We start from the raw sequence: 15,463 nt of genomic DNA, 5'->3' as shown, positions 1-15,463 counted from the left end.
CATGACCGATCCTATCGCAGATATGCTGACACGCATCCGCAACAGCCAACTTCGCGGCAAATCCACTGTCATGACACCAGCCTCCAAGCTGCGTGCATGGGTATTGGACGTACTCGCCGACGAAGGCTATATTCGTGGCTATGAAAAGATGACGGGCGCCGATGGCCACCCTGCTATCGAGATTAGCCTCAAGTATTACGAGGGCGAACCTGTTATTCGTGAGTTGAAACGGGTTTCAAAACCTGGTCGCCGCGTTTACATGGGCTCACAAGACATCCCAGCAGTCCGTCAGGGCTTGGGTGTGTCGATTGTCTCCACCCCACAGGGTGTGATGTCGGACGCACGCGCACGCGCAGCCAACGTTGGCGGCGAAGTGCTCTGCACCGTATTCTAAGGAGAAATTGATGTCTCGTATTGGTAAAAAACCTGTCTCTCTCCCTAGCGGTGTTACTGCTTCGGTAAGCGGCCAAACAATCGAAGTGAAAGGCCCTAAAGGGGTCCGTACCTTCAAAGCAACTGACGATGTGACCATGGCCGTTGAAGACAACGTCGTGACAATCACACCGCGCGGCAAATCAAAGCGCGCACGCCAGCAGTGGGGCATGTCCCGCACGATGGTGGGCAACCTTGTGACTGGCGTGACTGACGGTTTCAAGAAAGAGCTTGAAATCCAAGGCGTTGGTTATCGTGCTGCCATGACTGGCAACACATTGAAACTGAACCTCGGCCTGTCCCATGACGTTAACTTTATCCCGCCAGAAGGCGTGACAGTTACGGCACCAAAGCAGACCGAAATCATTGTGGAAGGCATTGACGAACAGCTTGTTGGTCAAGTCGCTGCGAACATTCGCGCCTGGCGCAAACCTGAACCCTATAAGGGCAAAGGCATCCGCTATAAGGGTGAGTTCGTCTTCCGCAAAGAAGGCAAGAAGAAGTAAGGAACGCAAAGATGGCAAACAGCAAAAGACAACTGTTCATCAAACGCCGCTTGCGCGTTCGGAACAAACTTCGTCGCACGAACCGTGGGCGCATGCGCCTCAGCGTGCACCGCTCCAACAAGAATATCAGCGTTCAGCTGATCGACGATGTGAATGGCGTAACTGTCGCCGCAGCCTCGTCGCTTGAAAAAGATCTTGGCGTAGTAGGTACAAACAACATCGAAGTGGCCACTAAAGTGGGCGCAGCAATTGCTGAGCGCGCAAAAAAAGCCGGTGTTGAAGAAGCCTATTTCGATCGCGGCGGTTTCCTCTTCCACGGTAAAGTGAAGGCCTTGGCCGACGCAGCCCGTGAAGGTGGTTTGAAGATCTAAATCTGGAGGCGGGGCGTCTGCTCTGCTGACAAAAACGAAGAGGCCCACCGCTTGGGCCTCTCGATGATCCAGGGGATCTATCCCACTAGGATTGTGAAAACAGGGCATTGCCCGCAAATTCAAGGAGGCCAGCATGGCCAGAGACGACAACCGGGGTGGCAACCGCCGCAACCAACGCGACGAAGCCCCCGAATTCGCAGACCGTTTGGTCGCGATCAACCGCGTATCCAAAACCGTAAAAGGTGGTAAGCGCTTTGGTTTTGCTGCTCTTGTGGTAGTTGGCGACCAAAAAGGCCGCGTTGGCTTTGGTAAAGGTAAAGCCAAAGAGGTGCCTGAAGCGATCCGTAAGGCAACTGAGCAAGCTAAGCGCCAAATGATCCGCGTTCAGCTGCGCGAAGGCCGCACGCTGCACCACGATATGGCTGGCCGTCATGGCGCAGGTAAAGTAATCATGCGTACAGCACCAGAAGGTACTGGCATCATTGCTGGTGGTCCTATGCGTGCCGTGTTCGAAATGCTTGGCATCAAAGACGTTGTGTCCAAGTCTATCGGTTCACAAAACCCATACAACATGATCCGCGCCACCATGGACGGATTGAAAAAAGAACAGTCTCCACGTTCTGTCGCGCAGCGTCGCGGTAAGAAAGTGGCTGACATTCTGCCCAAGCGCGAAGAAGCAACTGATTCTTCTGCTCAAGTGGCTGAGGAAGCATAAGCATGGCTAAGACAATCGTGATCAAGCAGGTAGGTTCTCCTATCCGCCGCCCCGCAAAGCAGCGTGCAACGCTGGTAGGTTTGGGCCTCAACAAAATGCACCGTGTTCGTGAATTGGAAGACACCCCTTCCGTTCGTGGAATGATCAACAAGATCAGCCACATGGTAGAAATCATCGAAGAAAAAGGCTAAGCTCTAAGCGAGGCATTTTACATTTGATGAGATCGATTTGATATTAAACGCCCTGCAGTTTCTGTGGGGCGTTTTGCTGTCTTATGGAACCGTTTGTGCAACTCTAAAGATTGACAGTTTTTTGAACCTTTTCGCCATAGAATTCCCCTAATTCTCTGTTCCTTTAGTTAATATGACTCATGCGATGATTACTACTGACACAATGGCAGCAGCCCACACATCAGCTCGCTTGTCTTCGCGCTTTGACGCGATAGACAGTGCGAAGGGTATTGGCATTGTGCTTGTGGTGTTCGGGCACGCGTGGCGGGGTGCTATGGGCGCGGGTTTGATCTCTGATGTTAAACTATTCGCGCTGATAGATTCGGCAATCTACGCCTTCCACATGCCATTATTCTTTTTTCTGTCCGGCCTTTTGTTCCTTGAGGGGCTTCAAAAGTATAAGACCAGTGTTTTGCTGCGCGGCAAAGTGACGCGATTGCTCTGGCCGATGGCATTGTGGACGTGGTTGTTTTTCAGTCTAAAAATTTTTGCGGGAACCGCCGCAAATACACCCGTCGATTGGATTGACTTTCCATTCATTCCGCTACCGCCTTTTGAACACCTCTGGTTCCTTTGGGCTCTTTTTCTATGTCAGAGTATTTTGGTTCTGGGATACACGTGTGTCCCGCGAAATGTGACGACGCTCACTTTGCGTAGGTCTGCAGCCGTAGGAGCGGTTGTTTTAGCTGCATTCAGCTCAGTCATCTACGTTCCGTCCCTAATTTGGGGCCCGATGATTGAGAATGTACCTTATTTCCTTGCTGGCATTGCTGCAGGGGGGCTCCTTGCCGTTCGTTCGCCACTTTGGCTCGGTTCGGTTTGTGCCATCGGATTTGCGATTTTACTGATGGGGGTTCAGGGATCGAAAGCAACTGTCATTCATTCTCTCGCGTTGCTTGCGTTGGGGTGGGCTGGTTGGCTGTGTTTGGATGGGGTTGTTGCTAGGGCTGGTCGATCGTTAGGTGTGCTTTGTTATCTTGGTCAGACATCGATGGTCATCTATTTGACCCACACGACGTTTTCAGCAGCGGTGCGGATTGCGATGTTGTGGCTTGGGTTTGACGGGGCAGGTGGTGTGGTTTTGATGACTGTACTTGCTGGACTGACCCTACCGTTGTCTGTGTTGTGGATGGCGCGCAGGCTGCAGCTGGTAAAACTCCTCGGGTTCTGAGGGCGGGTTCCTCTTGCTTCAAATTATGGCATCGCCTATACGCGCGCAGTGGACACTATTGTGTCTGCTCGAATCGTAACGCCGCGTCTGCCCACTCCCGTCGCTGGGGGGCATTTCCGGCAAAAGGAGAAGCGACATGAAACTTCATGAACTTTCAGACAATGTAGGCGCAACGAAACCTCGCAAACGCGTAGGCCGTGGTCCTGGTTCCGGCACCGGTAAAATGGGTGGCCGTGGTATCAAAGGTCAAAAATCCCGTTCGGGTGTGGCGATCAAAGGGTATGAAGGCGGCCAGATGCCCCTCTACCAACGTTTGCCAAAGCGTGGCTTTAACAAGCCGAACCGCAAATCTTACTCCGCAATCAACTTGGGCCTGATCCAAAAGTTTGTTGACGCGGGCAAGTTGGATATCAAATCTGTCATCACAGAAGACGCATTGGTAGCTTCCGGTGTTGTTCGTCGTAAGCGCGACGGCATTCGCATCCTTGCAAAAGGCGATTTCTCAGCCAAGCTGAATCTTGACGTGACAGGCGCATCTAAGACGGCGGTTGACGCAGTTGAGAAGGCGGGCGGTAGCCTGACTGTTAAAGCTGCGGCGGTAACAGAAGCTTCTGAATAACGCTTCGGTCTTGTGAGCGGCAGCGATGCCGCTTACATAGTCTTTAAGTTTTCCCAAACGCCGCCCGCCGGAAAACGGTATGGGCGGCGTTTTTGTTCAAAAAGAGAGCCTTCACATGGTATCTGCCGTCGAGAATATGGCCGCAAACTCAAGCTGGTCCGCCTTTGGTAAGGCAACCGACTTGCGCCACCGCATCCTTTTCACGCTAGGTCTTCTGATCGTTTACCGTCTGGGGACATTTATCCCTGTGCCGGGAATCGACGGCGCCGCTCTGCGGGAGTTTATGGAGAGCGCTGGCCAAGGTATCGGCGGCATGGTTTCGATGTTTACCGGTGGGGCCCTTGGGCGCATGGGTATTTTTGCGTTGGGTATCATGCCCTACATCTCGGCTTCCATCATTGTGCAACTTCTGACGTCCATGGTGCCGTCGCTGGAGCAGCTCAAGAAAGAAGGCGATCAAGGCCGCAAGAAGATCAACCAGTACACTCGTTGGGGTACGGTTGCGCTGGCAACTGTTCAGTCCTACGGCTTAGCTGTCTCGCTTGAGGCGGGGGATATTGCTGCTGATCCGGGCATGTACTTCCGGATTGCCTGCATGATCACGTTGGTTGGTGGTACGATGTTCCTGATGTGGCTAGGTGAGCAAATCACCGCGCGTGGCATCGGTAACGGGATCTCGCTTATCATTTTCGTGGGCATTATTGCGGAAGTACCTGCAGCGATTGCACAGTTCTTTGCCTCTGGCCGTTCTGGCGCCATCAGTCCTGCGGTGATTGTAGCCGTGCTGGCAATGGTGATTGTGACGATCATGTTCGTGGTGTTTATGGAGCGCGCCTTGCGCAAGATCCATATCCAATACCCGCGCCGTCAGGTCGGTATGAAGGTATATGATGGTGGTTCCAGCCACTTGCCGATCAAGGTTAACCCAGCTGGTGTTATCCCAGCGATCTTTGCAAGTTCACTATTGCTGCTGCCTGTCACGATCAGCACCTTTTCAGGCAATTCAACAAGCCCGGTGATGTCATGGTTGTTGGCTAACTTCGGCCCGGGCCAACCTCTGTACTTGTTATTCTTTATCGCGATGATCGTCTTCTTTGCGTATTTCTATACGTTCAACGTTGCGTTTAAGCCTGACGATGTTGCTGATAATCTGAAAAACCAGAACGGTTTTGTTCCAGGCATTCGCCCAGGGAAAAAGACAGCGGAATACCTTGAATATGTAGTAAACCGTGTTCTTGTTTTGGGTGCAGCATATTTGGCGGCAGTTTGTATTTTGCCTGAAATCCTTCGTGGACAATTTGCAATTCCATTCTACTTTGGCGGGACTTCCGTTTTGATCGTAGTATCGGTTACAATGGACACCATTCAGCAGGTGCAAAGCCACCTGTTGGCACATCAATATGAAGGTCTTCTGGAAAAGTCGCAGTTGCGCGGCAAATCTGGTAAGGCTCGCAAAAAACGGAGCCCTGCACGCAAATGAACATTATTCTTCTCGGACCCCCAGGCGCGGGCAAAGGTACACAAGCACGCCATCTCGTGGAAACACGTAACATGGTACAGCTGAGCACTGGCGATATGCTGCGTGAAGCGAAAGACAGCGGGACCGAGATGGGTAAAGTCGTGGCAGATGTCATGGCGCGCGGTGCACTTGTTACGGATGAGATTGTGATTGGTCTGATCCGTGAGAAGCTCACTGACAAAGCAGAGCATGGCGGGTTCATTTTTGATGGCTTTCCACGTACATTGGCACAAGCTGATGCACTGGGTGAACTGATGTCGGTTGAAAACCAAACGCTAGATTCTGTTATCGAAATGCGTGTTGATGACGAAGCATTGGTTGGCCGGATCACGGCGCGTTCAACCTGCAGCGGTTGTGGTGAGGTCTACAACGACAACACAAAGCCTGTGCCTGCGGATGGTAAATGCACGTCTTGTGGCAAGGCCACAGAATTTAAGCGCCGTGCAGACGATAATGAAGAAAGCCTCAAAACGCGTTTGATGGCCTATTACAAGCAGACATCACCGCTCATTGGTTACTACTATGCCAAAGATATGCTTAGCGCTGTTGATGGCTTGGGCGCGATCGAAGCCGTTCAGACTGAGATTGCTACCGCGCTCGGAGACTAAGCGAGTGTCAGGACAGATGGCCACGCTGTTGTGGCTCGTCCAGTTAAGCAACGGCGGTGCGATATGAAGCCTAAGCGGCTTTTTGATGGCGAATCGCTCCGCGCTGAACTTTTTAATGGTTCGGCTCAACGGCTCTTTGTTTCTTTTCGCCAACGGGTCGGGGATCCAGGCAGCTTTTCAGATGCCACTCCGGTTCGGAATTTTACAGGGCACGGTTTCGCACATCTGTATCTCCAATCAAAACGCAACGATTGGTATATTAATTCTGAAACCGAGGCGCTGGAAAGCGTCTTGGGGGCGCATTGTACGCGTTATTCTGACGCTGTCGCGATGGGCTTTTCCATGGGCGGCTATGCGGCACTGCGGTTTGCACGCGTTCTTGGACTGTCAAATGTTGTACTGGTTTCGCCGCAGGTATCCATTCATCCTAAGGTCGTGCCGTGGGATCGTCGCTATCGGGATTGTGCGGGCGGTTTTGACCGAACCTTGGGTGATTTAGCCATCCATGGTGCTGTGGGTTTGCGGGGGTTGATGTTGTTTGATCCATTCCGACCCAAAGACCGGCGTAATTCGGATGCCATAAGTGACCTTTTTCCTGGCATTCAACCCTGCCGGCTGGCAGGCGGCGGACATCCTGCGACGCAGATACTTCGAGCCGCGGATGGTTTTAAGGTGCTCCAATCTGGGCTGCGAGATGGTGAATTGGTGCGAAGGGACATCCTGGACCTGCACCGTGAAGCGCGTGCAGGGGAGGCAACCTATTGGCGACGTTTAGCCAAAGTAGCGGAGCGGCATAACAAACCGATACTTGCGAAGGAAGCATCAGCGCGTGCTGTTGCAAGCAACCCTCTTTCCAAGGGTTGACGGCGTCGGGAAATCCCCATAATCAGCCATATCTCGACAGAGAATCAAACTGTGGGTGTGGTCGCACCATCCCCTCAGGATCACCTGATCAGCTGAAGCCCGCAGGTACTACGTGCCTCGGGCTTGTGTTGTGAAAAAAGGGTCTGGCGTAACGGACCCGCAACGAAAAGGAATTGCACACGTGGCACGTATTGCCGGCGTTAACATCCCGACTGCAAAGCGGGTTCCAATCGCCCTCACATATATCACTGGTATCGGTACAACTTCAGCTCAAGCCATCTGCGAAGCAGTAGGCATTGACGCGACGCGTCGCGTCAATGAACTGTCCGACACTGAAGTTGTACAAATTCGCGAGCACATCGACGCAAACTATACCGTCGAAGGTGACCTGCGCCGTGACACACAGATGAACATCAAACGTTTGATGGATCTGGGTTGCTACCGTGGCCTGCGCCACCGTCGTAACTTGCCTGTGCGCGGTCAGCGTACACACACCAACGCTCGCACGCGCAAAGGCCCTGCAAAGGCCATTGCCGGTAAGAAGAAATAAGGGAGGGCTCAGATAATGGCACGCGAAGCAAAACGCGCTAAGAAGAAGGTCTCCAAGAACATCGCCGCAGGTGTGGCGCATGTGAATTCTTCTTTCAACAACACAAAAATTCTCATCTCTGACGTACAGGGCAATGCAATCGCATGGTCCTCTGCCGGCACAATGGGCTTCAAAGGATCGCGTAAGTCGACTCCTTATGCTGCTCAAATGGCTGCAGAAGATGTAGGCAAAAAAGCACAAGACCACGGCGTGAAAACGCTGGAAGTTGAAGTGCAAGGCGCTGGTTCCGGTCGTGAGAGCGCATTGCGCGCACTTGCAGCTGCTGGTTTCAACATCACTTCGATCCGTGATGTGACACCAATGGCCCACAACGGCTGTCGCCCACCAAAGCGTCGCCGCGTTTAAGCGATCAATATTCTACTTTGGGTCCGCGTTTTGCGCGGGCCCATTACGACTTTTTGAAACCTCGGGAGTTTGCCCCGGTCGGACATACGGGCGCAGACAGGAATGGAGGGACACATGATCCATAAAAATTGGGCCGAGCTGATCAAGCCAACACAGCTTGACGTTAAACCCGGCAACGATCCTGCGCGTCAGGCCACTGTGATTGCAGAACCGCTCGAGCGCGGCTTTGGTCTCACGATGGGTAACGCGCTGCGTCGCGTTTTGATGTCGAGCCTTCAAGGTGCGGCGATCACGTCTGTACAGATTGATAACGTACTTCACGAGTTTTCAAGTGTTGCTGGTGTACGTGAAGACGTCACCGACATCATCCTGAACCTCAAAGGTGTTTCCATCCGCATGGAAGTTGAGGGACCAAAGCGTCTTTCGATCTCTGCGAAAGGCCCTGGCGTTGTGACGGCTGGCGACATCAGCGAATCTGCTGGTATCGAAATCCTGAACCGCGACCATGTTATCTGCCACCTCGACGATGGCGCAGATATCTACATGGAGCTGATGGTCAACACTGGCAAAGGCTATGTGTCTGCAGACAAGAACAAGCCTGAAGACGCACCTATCGGTCTTATCCCGATGGACGCGATTTACTCGCCTGTGAAAAAAGTTAGCTACGATGTTCAGCCTACCCGCGAGGGCCAAGTGCTGGATTATGACAAGCTGACAATGAAAGTTGAAACCGACGGCTCCCTGACGCCTGACGATGCCGTAGCATTTGCTGCGCGTATTCTTCAGGATCAGTTGGGCATCTTCGTCAACTTCGACGAGCCTGAATCAGCGTCCCGTCAGGACGACGATGATGGTCTTGAGTTCAACCCGCTTCTGCTGAAGAAAGTGGACGAGTTGGAACTGTCAGTACGTTCGGCCAACTGCCTGAAGAACGACAATATCGTATATATTGGCGATCTGATCCAGAAGACCGAAGCTGAAATGCTGCGCACTCCGAACTTTGGCCGCAAATCCTTGAACGAGATCAAGGAAGTGTTGTCAGGTATGGGTCTGCACCTCGGCATGGACGTTGAGGATTGGCCACCGGACAACATCGAAGATCTGGCCAAGAAGTTCGAAGACAACTTCTAAACCATTCGGGCGGGGTGCAAATCCCGCCCAATACCACGACTGGGCATACTGCCCCAAGGAGAGTTGGCGCTACGCACGCCAGCCAGACAAAGTAAAACCGCCCGTAGAGGGCACATCTATTGGAGAACTAAAATGCGTCACGCACGTGGATACCGTCGTCTTAATCGCACACATGAGCACCGCAAGGCGCTTTGGGCCAACATGGCCGGCTCACTGATCGAGCATGAGCAGATCAAGACAACATTGCCAAAAGCAAAAGAATTGCGCCCGATCATCGAGAAGATGATCACGCTTGCCAAACGTGGCGATTTGCACGCCCGTCGTCAGGCCCGCGCGCGTCTGAAAGAAGACCAGTATGTCTCGAAATTGTTCGACATCCTCGGCCCACGCTACAAAGACCGCCAAGGTGGTTACGTGCGCGTGTTGAAAGCTGGCTTCCGTTATGGCGACATGGCCCCGATGGCGATCATCGAATTTGTGGACCGTGACCGCGACGCCAAAGGCGCCGGGGACAAGGCCCGCGTTGCAGCTGAAGAAGCCGCAGAATAAGATTTCACCGTTAGGTGAGTTGAGAGGCCCTGCCATTTGGTGGGGCCTTTTGCATTTGTTGGATCAACAATTGAGTTCAATTCGACACAGAGCGGTTGCATGATGGCAGGCGGCTGCGCATATCATGATGCATGAGATATATTGCCCTGATCCTCGCCCTTGTCGCTGCACCGCTTAGCGCGCAGCAAGTCCCGCAATCATCTGCCGAAATGCAGCTCAGTTTTGTACCAGTGGTCAAACAGGCAGCACCTGCTGTTGTAAACATTTACGCTAAGTTCATGCGTGAAGTTCAAAGCACGCCGCTGCAGTCTGATCCATTCTTTGAACGGTTCTTTCAGAACCCATCAGCGACGCCTAAACCACGTGTGCAAAACTCGCTTGGATCAGGTGTGATTCTTTCGGCTGACGGAATTGTAGTAAGTAACTATCACGTAGTGGGCATGGCGACCGATATCCGCGTTGTGCTGAATGATCGACGAGAATTCACAGCAAGGGTTTTGCTTGGAGATGAGCAAAGCGATTTAGCTATTCTCAAGATTGATGCACCAGATCCGCTACCTTTTCTTCGTTTGCGCGACAGTGACAGTGTTGAGGTTGGTGAGTTGGCTTTGGCCATTGGAAATCCGTTTGGCGTGGGGCAAACGGTAAGCAGTGGTATTGTGTCCGGTCTGGCGCGTTCTGGCGGATCGGGTGGGCGCGGACACGGTTATTTCATTCAAACGGACGCGCCAATTAACCCGGGTAATTCCGGCGGCGCGCTGGTGGATGTGGCGGGCCAGTTGATTGGGGTGAATACTTCGATTTTGACACGATCTGGAGGCTCAAACGGAATTGGGTTTGCCATTCCAGCTGATCTGGTTGCGGCATTTGTTGCTCAATCCCAAGAGGGGCATGAGGGCTTTGGACGTCCGTGGGCTGGTATCAACGGGCAGCCGTTAGATACGGATATGGCGGCCACGCTGGGGTTCGATCGATCTGGTGGGATCATTATTTCCGGCCTACACCCTGTTAGCCCGTTTCTTGAGGCCGGGTTGGCGGTAGGCGATGTGATCCTGACCGTTGGCGGACAATCGGTGAATACGCCGTCAGAGATGATTTACCGAATGAGCGTCGCAGGCTTAGGTGCGCAAGCAGATGTGTTGTTTAGTAGGCAGGGTAAGGAGCAGCAGGTCCAAGTCGCGCTTATCGCGGCACCCGATGACCCCTCGCGTGATCAATTGACCTTGCCAGAGAAAAGCCTGTTTCCAGGGCTGACGCTGGCTCGGATCAACCCTGCTGTATTGTCCGAGTTGAATTTGCCGTTGGAAGCGAAAGGTGTTGCTGTAATTGAAGTGGGCAACTTTGCTGTTCGGGCTGGGCTGCGCGTTGGCGATGTGCTGATGTCTCTTAATGGAGTAACACTGTCCCATCCTGATCAGGCTGCTCAGGTGTTGTCGGGGGAAGTACGCCGCATTGAAATGAGTGTTCAGCGAGGTGCACAACGCATTTCGATGCGGTTCAGAGGATAATCATGGCGGATCTGTTTGGCGCGCCAGTTGTATTAGATAGCGGACATCGGCCCTTGGCTGATCGGCTTCGACCAAAGGCATTGGCCGAGGTGATTGGCCAACGGCAAGTGCTCGGTCCGGAGGCTCCGCTGACAGTAATGTTGGGTGGTGGTGCGCTAAGCTCACTGATATTTTGGGGCCCACCGGGGGTAGGTAAGACGACAATTGCACGTCTTCTTGCGGATGAAACAGATCTGCATTTTGTACAAATAAGCGCGATTTTCAGCGGCGTCCCTGAGTTGCGCAAGGTGTTTGAAGCGGCGAAGATCAGGCGCCAAAACGGGCAGGGGACGTTGCTGTTCGTGGATGAAATTCACCGTTTCAACAAGGCTCAGCAAGACGGCTTTCTGCCCCATATGGAAGACGGTACTATCCTGCTGGTAGGTGCGACAACCGAAAACCCCAGTTTTGAGTTGAACCGCGCTGTCCTAAGTCGTGCGCAGGTGTTGGTTCTTGAGCGTCTGGATGGTGATGATTTAAAAAAACTCGTGGTGCGGGCTGAAGAAGAATTAGATGTGACTTTGCCGTTGGACTCCGCAGCACGTCAGGCGTTGTTGGATATGGCAGATGGCGACGGGCGTGCATTGCTCAATCTGATTGAGCAGATAGCTGCATGGAAAGTGGACACACCGCTGGATACTGCCGCGCTTGGAAAGCGTCTTAGCAAACGGGCTGCGCAATATGACAAAGGTGGGGATGAGCATTACAATCTCATCTCGGCATTGCATAAATCGGTCAGGGGTAGTGACCCGGATGCGGCGCTTTATTGGTTTGCGCGCATGCTTGAGGGTGGCGAAGACCCGCGATATCTCGCGCGGCGTTTTGTGCGTATGGCTGTTGAGGATATCGGGCTTGCGGACCCCCAAGCGCAGGCTGTGTGCCTTCAAAGTTGGGATGCCTATGAACGGTTAGGCTCCCCCGAAGGGGAATTGGCGCTGTCTCAGGCAGTGATCTATCTGGCGCTCGCGCCCAAAAGCAACGCAAATTATGTGGCTTATAAGGGTGCGCGCAATGCGGCTAAGGCGACAGGTTCTGCGCCGCCACCCAAACACATCCTCAATGCGGCGACTTCTATGATGAAAGATCAAGGGTACGGCGCTGGCTATGCCTATGATCATGATGCCGAAGATGGTTTTTCGGGACAAAACTATTTCCCCGACGAGATGGAGCGTCCTGCACTCTATCGGCCGGTTGAACGCGGGTTTGAGCGGGACCTGAAAAAGCGGCAGGATTACTTCGCAAAGCTGCGTGCGCAGCGAGAGAGTTGACATCTAGTTGACTCTGGCGCTCGCCCGCGCGATGGGGTCAGCATGATTTCAACAATATCCCTTGTCGCCCTTGGCGGTGCCATTGGCGCTGCGTGTCGGTTTCTTGTAGGGGTGGGCGTTATGCGTCTCACTGGCCCTGCTGAATTCCCGCTGGCGATCATCACTGTAAACGTCATCGGGTCGTTCCTGATGGGCGCTTTTGTGGTTGCTGCGGCCCATAAAGGGCTGACGCATTATAGCCCCTTTGTCATGACAGGCATTTTGGGCGGCTTTACCACGTTCTCGGCATTTTCGCTGGAAACTGTGACACTGATTGAACGCGGCCAGATTGCTGCGGCGGGTGCTTATGTGGCACTGTCAGTTGCGTTAAGCTTGGGTGGATTAATGTTGGGGCTATGGATCGCCAGAGGGATATTCGCATGAGCCGCGTACAAACAATTACAGTTAAAGAAGGTGACGGAGATCAACGTCTGGACCGCTGGTTCAAACAGGTTTTTCCGCACGTGCCACATGGCCGCATTGAAAAGATGTGCCGCAAGGGTGAAATTCGCGTTGATGGAGGCCGGGTGAAGGGCTCCACACGTGTGGAAGCAGGGCAGGAAATCCGCATTCCGCCGCTGCCAACAGGTGATGCTCCGGCGCCAACAAGACGCACAACCGTAACCGATGCCGAAGCCAAGATGATCCGCGCCTGCGTGATCTACCGTGATGATCACGTAATTGCGTTGAACAAACCTCCGGGTTTGCCTGTACAGGGTGGCTCGGGGCAGGGCGAGCGGCATGTCGATGCCCTGTCTGAGGCGTTGATGTTTGATATGGATGAAAAGCCTCGCTTGGTGCACCGGTTGGACAAAGACACTTCAGGTGTTCTGGTCCTTGCACGGACACGCGAAGCAGCCAAAGCGCTGACTGCAAACTTTAGGCACCGTGAAACACGCAAGATTTATTGGGCGGCCGTTGCAGGTGCTCCACACCCGCGCAATGGCACGATTAAGTTTGGTCTGGTCAAAGGCACGGGGCATGGAGCAGGCGGTGCGGGCGAGAAAATGCATGCGGTGCACCCGCGCGATGTAGACAGCACTGAAGGTGCCAAGCGCGCTACAACCGATTATTCCGTGCTGGAGCAGGTAGGCACCCGTGCGTCATGGATGGCCCTGAGCCCCGTAACAGGCCGGACGCACCAGCTGCGCGTTCACATGGCTGAAATCGGACATCCGATTGTGGGTGACGGCAAATACGGCGGTTCGGGTCAGGAAAACATGGGCGACGGTTGGGGTGCCCAACTGGGCGGTGAAATCTCGAAAAAGCTCCACCTGCACGCACGTAGCCTAACAATCCAGCACCCCGCGACGAAGGCGACACTCAATCTGGTGGCGCCCATGCCGGAGCACATGCAACGCACATGGGACACATTTGCGTGGCAGACGAAATTTGCACCTGCTGACCCGTTCGGGGACACTTGGGGATGAGCGACGCACCATTGCGATTGGTGATCTTTGACGTTGATGGCACGCTGGTAGACAGTCAGGCTGATATACTTGGCGCTATGCATTTGGCGTTTGCGGGAGAAGGTCTGCTGACCCCGCCTCGTGAAGAGGTTTTGGGTGTTGTCGGCTTGTCGTTGGACGTGTTGATGCCGCGACTTGCGCCTGAAGCTGATGGCGGCACCCTCGCGCGTCTCGTTCAGGGCTATAAAGATGCCTATATGTCGCTGCGGTCCGAACAGGGTGGCGAGATATCCTCGCCGTTCTATCCTAGTGCCCGTGCAACCCTTGAGGCCTTACAGGCACAGCCTGATGTGCTGCTTGGGGTCGCTACAGGAAAATCGCGCCGTGGTTTGGACAAGCTGATTGAGGCACATGAACTCAAGGGCATTTTCGTGACCCAGCAAGTTGCCGATTTTCACCCCTCCAAACCGCATCCTGCCATGCTGCTTGCAGCATTGAGCGAGACAGGCGTTGAACCTGAAAACGCGGTGATGGTTGGGGATACGACATTTGATATGGAAATGGCGCAGGACGCTGGCATAACAGGGATCGGCGTGAGCTGGGGCTATCACCCGCCTGCGCATCTGGTGGCCGCAAAGCACATCCTTGAAAGCTTTGATGCGTTGCCACCGCTGTTGGACAAAATCTGGAGGGACTGAACGATGAGCGAATGGAAAGCAAAACGTTTCTGGAAAGAAGCTGCTGTCGTTGAGGTCGGCGATCGTTTCACCGTCGAGCTAGATGGCCGGCCAGTTAAGACACCCGCTAAACAAGCTATGCTTGTTCCGACGCAGGCCATGGCGGATGCAATTGCATTGGAGTGGGACGCGCAGGTTGATGCGATCAACCCAAATACAATGCCAGTCACCAAAACTGCAAACGCGGCGATTGATAAAGTCACAGTGCAACACGCCGAGGTTGCTGAGATGTTGGCAGCATACGGTGACAGTGATCTTTTGTGTTACCGCGCTGATGCCCCCGAGGAGCTGGTTGAACGTCAGGCCGCTCAATGGAATCCGATGCTGGAATGGGCTGCCGAAACGCTTGGTGCGCAGCTGGAAACACGAACCGGCGTTATTCACGCGCCTCAAAATCCAAAATCAGTGGAATTGCTGCGAAAGCGAACACATGAGTTGGATTTTTTCGAGCTGGCAGCGTTTCACGATTTGGTCAGCTTGTCTGGTTCACTTGTCCTTGGATTCGCGGCCTCATTGGGTGAACGTCCAGCCGAGGAATTGTGGATAATTTCCCGTTTAGACGAGATTTGGCAAGAAGAACTGTGGGGTGAGGACGATGATGCCACTTCACTTGCAAATGTTAAGCGTGAAGCGTTCATCCACGCGAAACGAATGTTCGACCTCGCGCAACCAATATTATCACCCGATTTTTAGGCTTACCTTTGGTCAAGCAGGGTTTTGTAATTTCTTTCTGACTGCTCTCCCCTTGACCTTAGCGCGGGAATCCGCCCACACTTACTGCCACTACTCGAGC

General features: G+C 53.5%; 20 protein-coding genes. All 20 read left to right on the top strand.

Annotated features, from left to right (window positions below; all coding sequences use genetic code 11):
- The first annotated feature begins 1 nt into the window (after window position 1).
- The 20 genes from rpsH (at window position 2) to V7775_RS02415 (ending at window position 15,363) form a co-directional block, all read left to right on the top strand.
- Window positions 2–394 (top strand): 30S ribosomal protein S8, encoded by a 393-nt coding sequence (rpsH, locus tag V7775_RS02510; protein WP_335750285.1) that lies wholly within the window; start codon window positions 2–4, stop codon window positions 392–394.
- Window positions 395–404: 10 nt separating this feature from the next.
- The gene (gene rplF, locus V7775_RS02505) at window positions 405–938 is read left to right on the top strand and encodes a 50S ribosomal protein L6 (RefSeq protein ID WP_335750284.1); all 534 of its coding nucleotides are present in this window, start codon (window positions 405–407) and stop codon (window positions 936–938) included.
- A gap of 11 nt (window positions 939–949) precedes the next feature.
- Complete coding sequence (rplR, locus tag V7775_RS02500; RefSeq protein ID WP_335750283.1) at window positions 950–1,309, top strand: 50S ribosomal protein L18; 360 nt, start codon at window positions 950–952, stop codon at window positions 1,307–1,309.
- A 133-nt stretch (window positions 1,310–1,442) separates the two neighbouring features.
- Entirely contained in the window at window positions 1,443–2,024 is a 582-nt protein-coding gene (gene rpsE / locus V7775_RS02495) for a 30S ribosomal protein S5 (RefSeq protein ID WP_335750282.1), read from the top strand.
- 2 nt (window positions 2,025–2,026) lie between these two features.
- On the top strand, window positions 2,027–2,215 hold the full coding sequence (gene rpmD, locus V7775_RS02490; RefSeq protein WP_299025152.1) for a 50S ribosomal protein L30: 189 nt from the start codon (window positions 2,027–2,029) through the stop codon (window positions 2,213–2,215).
- 184 nt (window positions 2,216–2,399) lie between these two features.
- The gene (locus V7775_RS02485) at window positions 2,400–3,425 is read left to right on the top strand and encodes an acyltransferase (RefSeq protein WP_335750281.1); all 1,026 of its coding nucleotides are present in this window, start codon (window positions 2,400–2,402) and stop codon (window positions 3,423–3,425) included.
- A gap of 136 nt (window positions 3,426–3,561) precedes the next feature.
- On the top strand, window positions 3,562–4,044 hold the full coding sequence (gene rplO, locus V7775_RS02480) for a 50S ribosomal protein L15 (protein ID WP_335750280.1): 483 nt from the start codon (window positions 3,562–3,564) through the stop codon (window positions 4,042–4,044).
- A 115-nt stretch (window positions 4,045–4,159) separates the two neighbouring features.
- On the top strand, window positions 4,160–5,524 hold the full coding sequence (secY, locus tag V7775_RS02475) for a preprotein translocase subunit SecY (protein ID WP_335750279.1): 1,365 nt from the start codon (window positions 4,160–4,162) through the stop codon (window positions 5,522–5,524).
- Window positions 5,521–6,171: an adenylate kinase gene (locus V7775_RS02470; protein ID WP_335750278.1), complete on the top strand. Its 651-nt coding sequence runs from the start codon at window positions 5,521–5,523 to the stop codon at window positions 6,169–6,171. The genes secY and V7775_RS02470 overlap by 4 nt, the downstream gene beginning before the upstream one ends.
- Window positions 6,172–6,234: 63 nt before the next feature.
- A complete protein-coding gene (locus tag V7775_RS02465) occupies window positions 6,235–7,035 on the top strand; it encodes an alpha/beta fold hydrolase (RefSeq protein ID WP_335750277.1) in 801 nt (266 codons plus the stop codon).
- Between the two features lie 181 nt (window positions 7,036–7,216).
- Complete coding sequence (gene rpsM, locus V7775_RS02460; protein WP_335750276.1) at window positions 7,217–7,585, top strand: 30S ribosomal protein S13; 369 nt, start codon at window positions 7,217–7,219, stop codon at window positions 7,583–7,585.
- 15 nt (window positions 7,586–7,600) lie between these two features.
- The gene (gene rpsK / locus V7775_RS02455) at window positions 7,601–7,990 is read left to right on the top strand and encodes a 30S ribosomal protein S11 (protein WP_335750275.1); all 390 of its coding nucleotides are present in this window, start codon (window positions 7,601–7,603) and stop codon (window positions 7,988–7,990) included.
- A 114-nt stretch (window positions 7,991–8,104) separates the two neighbouring features.
- The gene (locus tag V7775_RS02450) at window positions 8,105–9,121 is read left to right on the top strand and encodes a DNA-directed RNA polymerase subunit alpha (protein ID WP_335750274.1); all 1,017 of its coding nucleotides are present in this window, start codon (window positions 8,105–8,107) and stop codon (window positions 9,119–9,121) included.
- A gap of 132 nt (window positions 9,122–9,253) precedes the next feature.
- Entirely contained in the window at window positions 9,254–9,670 is a 417-nt protein-coding gene (gene rplQ, locus V7775_RS02445) for a 50S ribosomal protein L17 (RefSeq protein WP_335750273.1), read from the top strand.
- A 131-nt stretch (window positions 9,671–9,801) separates the two neighbouring features.
- A complete protein-coding gene (locus V7775_RS02440; protein WP_335750272.1) occupies window positions 9,802–11,178 on the top strand; it encodes a trypsin-like peptidase domain-containing protein in 1,377 nt (458 codons plus the stop codon).
- Window positions 11,179–11,180: 2 nt separating this feature from the next.
- Entirely contained in the window at window positions 11,181–12,485 is a 1,305-nt protein-coding gene (locus V7775_RS02435; protein WP_335750271.1) for a replication-associated recombination protein A, read from the top strand.
- A gap of 42 nt (window positions 12,486–12,527) precedes the next feature.
- Window positions 12,528–12,908 carry a fluoride efflux transporter CrcB gene (gene crcB / locus V7775_RS02430; protein ID WP_335750270.1) on the top strand — a complete coding sequence of 127 codons (381 nt, stop codon included), beginning with the start codon at window positions 12,528–12,530 and terminating at the stop codon, window positions 12,906–12,908.
- Complete coding sequence (locus V7775_RS02425; RefSeq protein ID WP_335750269.1) at window positions 12,905–13,954, top strand: RluA family pseudouridine synthase; 1,050 nt, start codon at window positions 12,905–12,907, stop codon at window positions 13,952–13,954. Before crcB ends, V7775_RS02425 begins: the two co-directional genes overlap by 4 nt.
- The gene (locus tag V7775_RS02420) at window positions 13,951–14,631 is read left to right on the top strand and encodes an HAD-IA family hydrolase (protein ID WP_335750268.1); all 681 of its coding nucleotides are present in this window, start codon (window positions 13,951–13,953) and stop codon (window positions 14,629–14,631) included. The genes V7775_RS02425 and V7775_RS02420 overlap by 4 nt, the downstream gene beginning before the upstream one ends.
- Window positions 14,632–14,634: 3 nt before the next feature.
- Window positions 14,635–15,363 carry an ATP12 family chaperone protein gene (locus V7775_RS02415; RefSeq protein WP_335750267.1) on the top strand — a complete coding sequence of 243 codons (729 nt, stop codon included), beginning with the start codon at window positions 14,635–14,637 and terminating at the stop codon, window positions 15,361–15,363.
- The last annotated feature ends 100 nt before the right edge of the window (window positions 15,364–15,463 follow it).

The organism is Sulfitobacter sp. (assembly GCF_036960155.1).
GTDB lineage: Bacteria > Pseudomonadota > Alphaproteobacteria > Rhodobacterales > Rhodobacteraceae > Sulfitobacter.
This window is presented reverse-complemented; position numbering and strand designations above follow the sequence as displayed.